Source organism: Chryseobacterium sediminis (assembly GCF_008386505.1).
GTDB lineage: Bacteria > Bacteroidota > Bacteroidia > Flavobacteriales > Weeksellaceae > Chryseobacterium > Chryseobacterium sediminis.
In genome coordinates, this window is sequence record NZ_VUNZ01000003.1 from 108,909 (window position 1) to 121,588 (window position 12,680).

Here is a 12,680-nt window from a genome sequence, read left to right on the forward strand (position 1 = left end):
AGGTTATGATTCTGAATCCGAAATTTCCACTTTATTTACCAGGAGTAGAGAACAGTAATAATGATAATGTTTCTATCATCGGGGCAAGTCTCCGTGAAGATGTAACGATCTTAGGCTATTTCGTTTCCGGGAACGGAGGTCTTGAGATAAAAGTACAAAATAAATATGCAACCAAAGAATACGCTTCTTTTTCAGATATTTTGAAGAAGTTTATTCAGGATAACCAGTTGCAAAATATAAAACGTCTGGGAATGGCAGTGCCAGGTCCTGTGCTTGACGGAAAGAGCAGTCCTGCAAGATTGGGCTGGAATTTAGATGTTGAAGAATATGCCCGTGATTTTGGGTTTGAAAAAGTAGACATGCTGAATGACCTTGAGGCTTCTGCCTATGGAATGGCTCTTCTTGAAGATAACGACCTTGAAGCTATTTATACAAGCGGACATCTTGAAAAAGGAAATGTAGCGGTTCTTGCTCCCGGAAACGGATTGGGTGAAGCCGGATATTTCTTTGACGGAAAATACCTGAGACCTTTCGCTACAGAAGGAGGACATTCGGAATTTTCACCAAGAACCAATGTAGAGGTTGAATTTTACCAGTTCCTTAATAATATCTACGGTATTGTAAGCTGGGAAAATGTACTTTCAAAGTCAGGGTTATTCAATATCTATAGATTTTTAAGAGATGTGAAAAGACATCCTGAACCGGAATGGTTGGGAGAGCGTCTTGCACAGGGGAATTTTGTGGAAGAACTTTATAAAGCGGCAATCGAGGAGAATGTATTGATCTGTAGAATTGCTTTGGATACCTTCCTTGAGTTTCTGGCAAGAGAAGCCAACAACCTGACATTAAAAGTGAAAGCTACCGGAGGATTACTGATTGCCGGAGATATTCCTCAGATGGTCAGAGAATATATAGACAAAGCAAAATTCTATGAAAAATTCAAGATCAGTGATAAAATGGAAGGAATGCTTAAAAATATTCCGATCTATCTGGTCAAGCAAAATCATACGGCATTAAATGGTATAGCACTTTATACAGCTTACTATCAGGTATAAAATAAAACTCCGAAGAAATTCGGAGTTTTTTTATGAGATGATATTATTCATGAAAATAATAAATTTTATTGATGTACATCAATGAAATCTATTGAATAAGATACCTACCTTTGTCTCAGTAAATAAGTAAATAACTCTATTCAATGAAAAAAATATTTTTATTAGCAGTTTTAGCTGGTGGTTTAGCTTTCGGACAGTCAAAAAAAGTAGTAGCGTCTGATGTACACTGGTGGGGATACAAAGTAGCAAAATCTGAAGCAAGCTCTCACGATGGTACTGTAAAAGTAAAATCTGGAGACATGGTAATGAAAGGAAACCAATTGGTAGGCGGAAGCTTCGTATTGGATATGACTTCAATCAGCTCTACTGACCTTACAGGAGAATATCAGCAAAAATTAAACGGACACCTTAAGAATGGTGATTTCTTTGAAGTTGAAAAATTCCCAACTGCAAGCTTCAAAATTACAGGAGTAAAGAAAAACAACGATAAAGTTTATAACTCTCTTGTAACAGGAAACCTTACTGTAAAAGGAAAAACAAGCCCAATTACTTTCCCTGCTAAGATTTCTTACAGTAAAGGAGTTGTAAGCTTGGTATCTAACAAATTCTCTTTCGACAGACAGAAATTTGATGTAGCTTACAAGTCTACCATGCAGGATGTTTTTGTGAAAGATGATATTGAAATGCTTGTAAAAGTAACTGCTCAATAAATTAATCAAAAAAAGATTGTTAAAAGTGTAGAAGTTCTACACTTTTTTTTATTTTTGTTGAATTGTAAATAAAAAAGAATGAAAAGATTACTATTGTTTGCTATGGTGTGCGCAAGTATATCATTTGTTTCTGCCCAAAAGAAATTTGATAAGGTTGCAAAAGTGACTTCATCAGAGATCAGATGGTGGGGGTATAAGGTGGTGAAAACCGAAGAAACTTCCCATTCAGGAACAGTAAAGTTAAAAAGCGGAAAATTCAACTTTGACCATACGGTTCTGGTAGATGGAGAGTTTGTAATAGATATGAGAAGTATGATGGCAGGAGATGTTTCTGACGAAGATCAAATCAAGCTTACCAATGATCTGAAAAGCACAAACTTCTTTGAAGTTAAAAAATTCCCTATTGCAAAATTCCATTTGACTAAAATTATTCCTTTAGCAAACAGCGAATACAATTCTACAGTATACGGAGATCTTACTCTTAAGGGAGTAAGAAAAACAATTTCTTTCCCAGCGAATGTATATGTTACTCAGTTTACAACATCTATTGAATCTGCGAAGTTCTCTCTGAACAGAAGAGACTTTAAAGTATTCTACCAGTCTTCTCTGAAAGATTATTTCATCAAGAATGAAATGGATATCCAATTCAAGGTTACTACAGAAATGCTGGATAACGAGAATAGAATTCCGAAGAAGAAAAAATAAGATAATATACAATCAAATATAAAAATGAGCAGTTCATCAGAGTTGCTCATTTTTTATGTCTTTGTTACATCAAAGATTCACTTATTCATTTACTGTTCCCTGTATTTTTTATAAATTCGTAGTATGAAAATTTACATTGTCAGTGGTCTGGGAGCAGACTTTAAAGTCCTTGAAAGAATAGAGTTTCCCAAACACTATGAATTGATTTTTATAGATTGGCTCATTCCCGAAAAAAATGAACCTTTTGATGTCTATGTTAAAAGAATGGCGGATAAAATAGATGATTCTGAGCCTTTTTGCCTGTTAGGATATTCTTTTGGAGGAATTATTGTGCAGGAGATTAACCAACTAAAACCCGCAGAGAAAGTAGTCATTTTGGGAAGCATAAAATCAGATAAAGAAAAATCTAAATTCATCAAGACAGGTGAGATGACCAAAATTCCCAGGATATTACCTGTAGGTCTGTTCAATGATAAGGCTGCAAATGTATATGCAGTTATACGAAAGCTTTTTGACCCTAAAAACCCTAAGCTTCTGCAATATTTTAAAGTAAGAGATCCCTATTACCTGAAATGGTCTGTAGAAAAAGTTTCCGAGTGGAAGTTTGAAGAAAATCCTAATGTGATTCAGATTTTAGGAGATAAAGACATTGTTTTTCCAATCCGTTACTCCAATCCGGATTATGTAATAAAAGGAGGAACTCATCTTTTTCCGGCGACAAAATCCAAAGAAGTTTCAAAAATTTTGAATGAAGTATTTTTGTAAAAAATAAAAATATTATTGATTAAATATTTTTTTTAGGGGTGTTTGTTTTAAAAATGTAATTTTTATAGAATTTATATTTAAATTTGATAGGGTTAAATGTAAATTTTATGAAAATAGGATTAAAATGGATCGTTTCATTCTCAATTATCGCGCTCGTTGCAATTGGAGGTTTGTTCTGGAGTCCGGCTGCAAATATTTCTGATACCGGAGAATTTTTAAGTGAAGATAAAGTTGTAGGCGCTGATGTTGCCTGGATTCTGGCTGCAGCTGGGCTTGTCCTGTTGATGACACCCGGACTTTCTTTCTTTTATGGAGGAATGGTAGGCAGAAAAAACGTGATTTCTACCATGCTGCAGAGTTTTATCGCTTTAGGAGTTATTTCTATGGTCTGGGTCGTAGTAGGTTTTTCTTTGTCTTTCGGTGAATCTTTAGGGATTACTATTGCAGGAAAACATTACGGAATCATTGGAAACCCATTCAGTTACCCCTTTTTTAGCGGAGTTGGAAATCTGCCTCATAAAATGATGGCTCCTACTATTCCTTTTATCCTTTTTGCTTTATTTCAAATGAAATTTGCAGTTATTACCCCTGCGATTATTACGGGATCGTTTGCGGAAAGGGTTCGTTTTATTTCTTATTTATTATTCATTGTCCTTTTCAGCATTTTTATTTATACACCGCTTTGTCATATGGTATGGCATCCTGATGGTCTTTTAAACAAATATTTTGGGGTAAAAGACTTTGCAGGCGGAACAGTTGTACATATGAGTGCCGGTTTTGCAGCACTTGCCGGAGCTTTGGTAGTAGGAAACCGGAAGAATCCGCATCATGAACCTTCCAATATCCCGTATGTACTTTTAGGAACGGGAATGTTGTGGTTCGGATGGTTTGGATTTAATGCAGGGTCTGCACTGAGTGCTTCTGCTTCTGCGGCTACAGCTTTTGGAACGACTACAATAGCTTCTGCTTCCGCAATGATGACCTGGATCTTTTTTGATAGAATCAATGGGAGAAGTGTTTCCGCTTTGGGAGCCTGTATCGGAGCTGTAGTAGGGCTGGTGGCAATTACTCCCGGATGTGGTTTTGTGAGTATTCATGAAAGTCTTTTTATCGGATTTATTACCGCAGTGGTTTCAAATGTGATGGTCAACTGGAAGGTTTTAAAGAAAATAGATGATACTCTGGATGTTTTTGCCTGCCATGGAGTAGGGGGGATTATGGGAATGATTCTTACCGCTGTTTTTGCTCACGGTGAAAAAGCAAGTCTTCTTCATGGAGGGGTTGAGGTCTTTCTTCATCATATGGCAGCATTGATTTTAGTTTCTGTTTTTACTTTTTTTGGTTCATTAATTTTATATAAACTTACAGATTCAATGATCACTTTAAGGGTTTCTGAAGAGTCTGAAAATAAAGGGCTTGATCTTTCGCAGCATGAGGAATGCCTGCAATAGCTTTTATATTGTAATGATATATTGATTTCCCTAAAGATTTGGATATATATTTTGGGATTTATCATGTATCTTTGTTTTTGAGGAAAATGACGAATCATTTATGGAATCAATATCGGTTTTTGAAATTATTAAAGTAGGAATAGGCCCGTCCAGTTCACACACGATGGGACCTTGGAATGCAGCAGCTGCATTTATTAGGATTATAAAAAGAGAAAGATCTATCGAGGAAGTTAAAGAGGTTTTTCTTGAATTCTTTGGCTCACTCGCAAAAACGGGAATCGGGCACGGAACTGATATTGCTGGAATGCTTGGTTTAAATGGAGAAGATTTTAAGACGATCAATACTTCAAAAATTGATGAGAAAATAGATTATATCAAAAGTACTCAAACCATTAATCTGGGAGGGGAGAAGGTGATTCCATTTGTTTACGGACATCATTTGATTCTAAATATGAAAAAAAGCCTTGATTTTCACCCGAACGGAATGATCTTCAGAGCTGTTTTTGAAGACGGAACTGAACTTGTGCAGGATTTTTATTCTGTGGGAGGAGGTTTCATTGCCAGCCAGGAAAAAAACTCTATTCAAAAGCAGTGTGTACGCACGCTGTATCCTTGTCATAAAGCTTCTGATATTGCAAAATACTGTGAAAAACTGGGATTTGATAAAATTTCAGATTTAATTTTCATGAATGAAGAAAGCTGGAGAACACAGGAAGAAACAAGACAGGAGGCGCTTTACATCTGGCAACAGATTAAAGAATGTATTTATAAAGGCGTAAATAAAGAAGGAATTCTTCCGGGCGGACTTAATGTTTCCCGAAGAGCGGCAGGAATCAACAGGAAACTGTTAGGAGACAAAATTTATAAAAACAAAGACGAATGGTTCCAGCAGGTGGTAGATGCTGAAGAAAACTTTACCAATATCAACAAATGGATTGCTTGTTTTGCACTGGCAGTAAATGAAGAGAATGCAAGTTTCGGAAGGATCATTACCGCACCTACCAACGGGGCGAGTGGAGTAATTCCTGCAGTACTGATGTATGCTCAGGCCTTTACACCATTTACCAGTGAGGATGATATTGTAAGATTCTTGCTTGTAGCTGGAGAAATCGGGACATTATTTAAGAAAAATGCAACTATTTCTGCAGCGATGGGAGGATGTCAGGCAGAAATCGGAGTATCTTCAGCAATGGCAGCTGCCGGACTTACTGAAATTCTGGGTGGAAGTGTCGGACAGGTATTGATGGCGGCGGAAATTGCCATGGAACATCATCTTGGACTAACATGTGACCCAATTAAAGGACTTGTGCAGATTCCATGTATTGAAAGAAATACAATGGGAGCTATGAAAGCGATTACCGCGGCAAATATTGCATTGGAAAGTGATCCTACCAAAGCAAAAGTAACATTAGATGAGGTGATTCTTACGATGTGGGAAACTGCTCAATCAATGAGTGATCGTTTTAAAGAAACTTCTGAGGGTGGGCTGGCAATTGCAGTAAACGTTCCTGAATGTTAATAGAAGTAGCACTGTTTTAAAATATAAAACCCTTAGTCAGTAATGTCTAAGGGTTTCTTAATAAAATAAAAGTAAAAACCGTTGGGCTTTTAGTATTGTATAAGGGAATTTATCTTAAAATTCCTCTGATTCTGTTGGCGTTGGAAATGAGCTCTTCAAGATATTCATAGTTTTCTTTTTCCAGAGCAGCTTTGAATTTTCTGAGCTGGGTGATATGTTCGTTCAGAACGTCTAGCACATTCTCTTTGTTTTGTTTAAAGATAGGAACCCACATTTCCGGGTGTGACTTGGCAAGACGGACAGTACTTGAAAAACCGGAACTGGCAAGCTGAAAAATAGTTTCCTCCTCACGTTCTTTTTCTAATACGGTATTGGCAAGGGCGTAAGATGTAATATGAGAGATATGAGAGATGTAAGCGGTGTGGACATCATGATCTTCTGCATCCATGTAAATCATGTGCATGTCAAGAGCGGTGACTACTTTTTCTACGGTAGTCAGGGCATCCTCTGCTGATTCTTCTTTGTTGCATATCACTCCTGCTTTTCCGGAGAAACTTTCTGCAATAGCGGATTTTGGACCGTTGTTTTCTGTTCCCCACATCGGGTGAAATGCTACAAATCTTGAGCGTTTCGGGTGGTCTTTCACAGCATTTACAATTCCTGCTTTTGTGGAACCAGCATCCATTACGGTTTGCTGATCAGTCACAAGGTCCAGAACAGAAGGTAAAAGTTTTCTGGCAGCATCTACAGGAATGGCAAGAATTATCAAATCCGAATTTTTAATTCCATGCTCAAGATCTACTCCGGCATCAATTATTTTCAGGTCTAATGCGTCACTGATATGCTGTGTATTGTTATCGATTCCGTAGATGAAGCTGGCAAGGTTTTTCTCTCTTAATTTCAAAGCCATGGAACCTCCAATCAATCCTACTCCAATAATACTTATTTTCATCTTTTTACTTTTTTAAAATAAAAAAACCTCGTCCCTAGGACGAGGTTTTAAATTATATTCATAAGAATCCCTATCCCAGAGCTGAGGTAAAAATTCTATAATAATATGTTCCGTTGTTAAAAATCACAAGACAAAGGTATAAATATTTTTTAAATGAAACGAAATTTCTTTTCCAAATTATATATAGATGGGATTAATTTCATTGAATGTTGCTTCACCTCCAACGCCCTGAATAAAATAGGTGTCTTTTTTTTTAATTTTAAAATGGGCTTTTTGAAAAAATCTATTAAGTTTTATTCAAACTTATTTTTGTTTTGATTTCAAGTTGAAATTAACCTTTTGCAAAGTTTGATTTATATTCTTTTTCAGATACTTTTGACTCTCTAAGAAAAGTAATAGTAGACTTAAATAGGTTATAACTGATTTATTTTATAAGATCAATTATTTTATTATTAATCATTTTATTATAATCTCCTTCAAAAAGTCCATTTTTATACTTTTTGAAATATTCTATTTTTGATGTAGGAAATTCATAATATGATTTGTCTTTCTCTTCGTAATATTTTCCATCTAAATAATTTGGATAATTTTTATAGTCATTATCACTTTTAATAATGTATTTATTCGGTATTTCAACTAAAACTTTATCTTCAGTTTCAAAAACGGTTAATATATCAGAGTAATTAATATTAGATTCTTCATAATCGGGTTTCCAATACATTACTCTTTGTCCTAGCGGATACAAGATTTTATTTTTATATAGATATAGTTTCCATCCAAAATGATTTTCACCATTTACAGGGAAAAAGATTATATAATTTTTAGAAGTCTTTGAAAAATATACAATAGGTGAAGAAGTTTCCAAATCTTCATTATTAATTTTCCTAATTATTGCCTTTTCTATGTCATCAAAAACAAAAGTTATAAGCTCATACCTGTTTTGATCACTTCCATCAATAAGTGTATTTGATATAGTGAAGTTTTTACAGTTTAAACTATAATTTGTTGTTTCTGTACTTTCTTGATTACAGCTGATTTTACTTAATGGAATTAAGTTTTTAGTATTATCCGTCTTGCTTGAAACTTCAGATACTGATGTTTCTTTATTTACACTCTTTTCCTTATATAAACATGAACAAAATATGAGAGGTAATGAAATTAAAAATGGTTTCATCATTGTGCATTAGTTTATAAAGTTTTATTCAATTTCATTTCCGTGTAATAAAAGTTTATTGAAAAAATCACGGTTCAAATTTTCTATGTATATGTTTTGAAGCTCTGAAGCCCAACCAGATGCTTCTTCTTTTTTGCTATTAAAAGATGATGTAGAATAAAATTTGCCTGTAATAAAATTAAATGATTTTGAATAATTTTTTTTAGCTTTTGTATAACTTAAATCATATCCAATAACTTGTATTTTTTTGTTTTTAGTATCAAACCTAAATTTTATTTTTTCAATTAGATTTTTTCTTTCTCCAGAAATATTTGGTTTTGTAACTAGATCTGCATAATCTACTCGAATAGTAATTATTTTATTTTTAATAATAGGATCACTTAAATAATAATCTGATTCAGCATTGTTATATAGAATACTATTGTTTAATATGGGAATTTCAGCCGTTTTGTTCAATGAAGATAAGTAGATTGATAGTATAAAACTAGATCGCTCCGCATTTTGTTTTGCTTTAATTGCAGCTTTATCTTTAATATTATCAGCATCAAAATATAATGTTTCATATTGTGATTCAATAGTATCTTGGGAATGTTTTTCAAAATTATGCTCAATACTATTTTTTTTGCATGAAATATTTCCTACGATTATACATACTAATAAAAAAACTAAGTTTCTCATTTTAAATTTATTCTTTTATTTCTTTTATACTTATACTTAATGATTTTGGAGCACCTCCGTGTAAATGACCATTATGATCAGAATGTCCTCCTTCAAGAGTTCCATTAAAACCTTTAGGTTTTGAAAAACTCATTCCCGTCCCCGCTAAAAAATAATTAAATCCAAATTTAATCATTGAATTAATAAATTTTTGTGTGTTAGTATGTGTAAAATATGCTACGTCTATACTACTACCATTTGTATGCGATACGCTTGGGAAACAAGTTCCATCTTGCATTGCAGCTCCTCCTGAAGTTACTTTCGAAAAACCAGCTTCAGCTAATGCTCCAATTAAGCAGGCAAAATGATCCCTTCCCATATACTTTCTAATTGTATCTTTAAAAGCAAGATTAATTTTAGCATTGTCAGAGTTATAATTCAAAGGATCTGGTATTTTTACAATAATTGTTTTTCCTCCTGATTTAACATATTTTCTCAAAATAGTTCCATTCCCTTCTCCTGGCTTACCAGAAGCAACTATAGAACCATCACTATATTTATAAACATCTTTTTGATTAACCCCAGAAATATTAAAGGAATCGTGAGAGATATATCCTTTTGGAACTGAAGTAGGGTTAGGTTTTTGACGCTCCACCTTATCTATTTCAATCCAATCAGCTATACAGATTTCGTGTTCTTTTTTATTTTTATCATGATATACATATTTGTATTTTTTTTCATATCCAGATTTAATTTTTTTAGGAATATGGCGTTCAACTGTTCCGTCAGCATAAATATGATAAGTAACAATATCCTTTGCGTTGGCGGGTTTGTTATTATCATTGTGAAACCTGTCATACATGAAAAAACCAGTTTTCAAGATATTATAATTGGTTTTCCTTTTTTCCCATCCGTTAGGCATTTTTGTCTTTTCATTTCTTCCATTTAAAAGAACAGATATCAATTCTAAATATTTATCACCAAATAAAGCTAATTGATTGAGTGATTTTTCTGATGTTTCTATGCCCCAACGATCTACGGCGGGAGAAGGAGCTTTGGGCATTTTTTTATTAACACTCCAAATCCAAGCCCCACTATCAATACAATAATCTACATTATTGGCAACAATACTAGGATTTTTTACAATATTTTGATCATTTTTATAATCAGCATAATCTTTATAAGGCCCAGGTTTATTAAATAAAGTTGTTAAATCTTTCTCATCTGTTCTAACACCAGTTAGTTGTAGTAATCCGCGACCTTTATAAATACTTTGACTTGATAAGTAATCACTTTTTGTTTCTTCTGATAGGGCAAAGGTACCAGTCTCTTCACAAGTTTGTGCAAGAAAATGTGTCTTCTGAATGCAGGTATTTATATTGTATTTTTTGAATGCTGAATTTAATGCTTTGGTAAGTGTAGCAAAAGATTTATCACTTATATTACAAGGGGCTCTTTTACCTCCTTTTAATGCTTGCCCTTCCCAAATTGTTTCAGTGCCCTTTAATAATTTAACAAGTTGCTTCACATCTTTTTCTTCAAAATCTCTATTACAAAAACATTTTTCTCCAGTCTGGTTTTTGTTTTGCTTTTGCACTCCCGCCGCACTCTTCACCTTCTCCACCTGCATCAAACCTTCCGAATTTACCCCAAATTTTTGAGATTCTGCAGAAAGATCTTTGGAGATAATTTCTATAAAATAATTTTGTTTATCGGAGTCCGGATCGCCGATAGGAGAGTCTATTCCTTTTTCAAAAATAGCTTTTGTAATGATAAATCCGGAGGTGTCATGAACATCAGCTGTAATTTTAATATTTCCACTTCTAAAGACTTCATCATTGGAAGCGGTGTCATATTCCCAAACTACATACTGGATATGTTTTTCTACCATGTTTTTGGAGTGGATTCTTATTCTCACTTTATCTCCTACAGCTACTTTGGAAAGCTCTTTTCCTGTGTCATCAATGAAAACAGCTTCTATAATATTCCCTTTAGGATCTGGTTGCTTATGGGCGCCTCCCTGTCCGGCAGGAAATTTTGGAGTGTCTTTCTGAGGCTGTGGTTTGGGTTTGGGTTGTGGCTTGGGTTGATTTTGAGATCCTCCTTTATAATCAGGATTGGCTACATCTACATTTACCTGACTGGCTCCCTGAATTTTTCCGGAGTAAGTTGCCGTAACATAGTACTCATGATTTGCTCCTTCATTTTTATCTCCTTTCATCAAAAACTGATTGGCCATCTGACGAAGAATTTTTTCATCAGACATCAGGGGAATGGGTACTTCCGCAATCCCTTTTTCATTGACCAAAGCTTTATAACTTCGGGTATGACGGTTGTTTTTATTAATATTAGAATCGTGGCCTTTTCCCGGTGCATCATCTTCCCAAAGATGAAATTCTATTTCCTTATTGAACATTGCAATGCAGTGAGCCTGCGCAATAAGAGTATCACGGTAATTGGCTTTATTGACGTCTTTTGCTCCTCTGTTGAAAAGAACTACTTTATCTATTTTTGAAACTTTATCACTGGTAGGAATTAATGTACAGCTGCCAGCCAGTTCTTTGGTTGCAGACATGCCAGGTAAAATGCCTTTTTTAATCTCATAGACTTTCATTTGAAATTCTATACCCAGACCTATTTCTCCAAATCTATACGTTACCTTTTCACCTTTTTTAGGCTTGCTGGTAATGTCTTTCCAGATGCCGTTTTTCTGTTTCTTATAAAGATACCATTCATAGTCACCTTTCAGTCCGAATAACAGTCCCGAAGGTTTTATTTCGTAGGTATACGTTGTTCCTACCAGAGGATTCTGATTCCCGATAATATTTCCTGTCATGGCTTAGCTGTAATAAAGTTCGTCTGTACCTTTTGTATCTTCCTTAAATTCATCAAAATCCACAACGGGATTGTAAACCTGCTGTTCCTGCGTATTAGCTTTCCCAACCTGGCTTTTGCTTGTTTCACTTTGCTGGCCGTGTTTGAGAATGGTTATTTTTCCTCCTGTACTGCACATCAGTTCTGAGATTTCCGTAAGGCAACTTTTTCCCATTACTTTTACTTTTTCATAGGTTTTCTGCCACTTTCCGGCAGGAGCATAAGCACATGGAAGATAGCCTCCGGAAGTTGGCTTAAGTTTGCATTGTCCAAAGGGCTGTGCCACAGGATCAAGCTGAAGATCATCCTCCGTTACTGCCAGATAATCTGCCTGTCCTTCTTCATCATTCCAGTAATGCTTCTGATGGCTGGTTACTTTAAATTTTGGAAATTTAAATCCCTGATTGCATTGTACTGTTCCTTTCTGCACAATGAAATACTTTCCTTCATGAGGGCTTGAACTGCTGTCTTCTTTTTTATCTTGCTTTTCCTCTTTATTGGATTGCTGTTCTGTTTTTCCAGATGGCTGCTCTTCGTTTGGTGTAGGTTCTTCTGTTGAGTTTTCGTCATTAGAAATCCCGTTTTCTGCAGATTCTTCCTGAGAGAGTGTTGAGACATTTTGAGGTTCTGTTTCATCGGCCATAAGCTGTGGATCTTCCGGAATAATAATGGTTTTTCCGGGAACAGGTTCCTGCATGACATCTTCCGGCGGGCAGTGGAGGTTATGATAGGTTTTTAAAACGCCTTCATTTTTCAGCTTAAACTGCCGGGCCAGCGAACTGAATGTATCGCCTTTTTGTGTAACATAATTTTTCATA

Annotated in this window: 11 protein-coding genes; 6 read left to right on the forward strand and 5 right to left on the reverse strand. The window is 35.0% G+C overall.

Annotated features, from left to right (window positions below):
• Window positions 1-5 precede the first annotated feature (5 nt).
• The 6 genes from FW780_RS15870 (at window position 6) to FW780_RS15895 (ending at window position 6,205) form a co-directional block, all read left to right on the forward strand.
• A complete protein-coding gene (locus FW780_RS15870) occupies window positions 6-1,055 on the forward strand; it encodes a glucokinase (protein WP_149834511.1) in 1,050 nt (349 codons plus the stop codon).
• A gap of 143 nt (window positions 1,056-1,198) precedes the next feature.
• Entirely contained in the window at window positions 1,199-1,765 is a 567-nt protein-coding gene (locus tag FW780_RS15875; RefSeq protein ID WP_149834514.1) for a YceI family protein, read from the forward strand.
• A 78-nt stretch (window positions 1,766-1,843) separates the two neighbouring features.
• Window positions 1,844-2,470, forward strand: a complete 627-nt coding sequence (locus FW780_RS15880) for a YceI family protein (protein WP_149834517.1) — start codon at window positions 1,844-1,846, stop codon at window positions 2,468-2,470.
• Between the two features lie 123 nt (window positions 2,471-2,593).
• Entirely contained in the window at window positions 2,594-3,235 is a 642-nt protein-coding gene (locus FW780_RS15885; protein ID WP_149834519.1) for an alpha/beta hydrolase, read from the forward strand.
• Window positions 3,236-3,342: 107 nt separating this feature from the next.
• Window positions 3,343-4,686 (forward strand): ammonium transporter, encoded by a 1,344-nt coding sequence (locus tag FW780_RS15890; RefSeq protein ID WP_149834522.1) that lies wholly within the window; start codon window positions 3,343-3,345, stop codon window positions 4,684-4,686.
• 100 nt (window positions 4,687-4,786) lie between these two features.
• Window positions 4,787-6,205 (forward strand): L-serine ammonia-lyase, encoded by a 1,419-nt coding sequence (locus tag FW780_RS15895; protein WP_149834525.1) that lies wholly within the window; start codon window positions 4,787-4,789, stop codon window positions 6,203-6,205.
• A gap of 109 nt (window positions 6,206-6,314) precedes the next feature.
• Here the strand turns inward: FW780_RS15895 and FW780_RS15900 are convergent, their stop codons facing one another.
• The 5 genes from FW780_RS15900 to FW780_RS22590 form a co-directional block, all read right to left on the reverse strand.
• A complete protein-coding gene (locus tag FW780_RS15900) occupies window positions 6,315-7,157 on the reverse strand; it encodes a prephenate dehydrogenase (protein WP_149834527.1) in 843 nt (280 codons plus the stop codon).
• 424 nt (window positions 7,158-7,581) lie between these two features.
• Window positions 7,582-8,334 (reverse strand): hypothetical protein, encoded by a 753-nt coding sequence (locus FW780_RS15905; RefSeq protein WP_149834530.1) that lies wholly within the window; start codon window positions 8,332-8,334, stop codon window positions 7,582-7,584.
• A 21-nt stretch (window positions 8,335-8,355) separates the two neighbouring features.
• Window positions 8,356-9,009, reverse strand: a complete 654-nt coding sequence (locus tag FW780_RS15910) for a hypothetical protein (RefSeq protein WP_149834532.1) — start codon at window positions 9,007-9,009, stop codon at window positions 8,356-8,358.
• A gap of 7 nt (window positions 9,010-9,016) precedes the next feature.
• Window positions 9,017-11,824, reverse strand: a complete 2,808-nt coding sequence (locus FW780_RS15915; protein ID WP_149834535.1) for a lysozyme family protein — start codon at window positions 11,822-11,824, stop codon at window positions 9,017-9,019.
• A 3-nt stretch (window positions 11,825-11,827) separates the two neighbouring features.
• Window positions 11,828-12,679, reverse strand: a complete 852-nt coding sequence (locus tag FW780_RS22590) for a DUF4280 and LysM peptidoglycan-binding domain-containing protein (RefSeq protein ID WP_174774468.1) — start codon at window positions 12,677-12,679, stop codon at window positions 11,828-11,830.
• Window position 12,680: the final 1 nt, after the last annotated feature.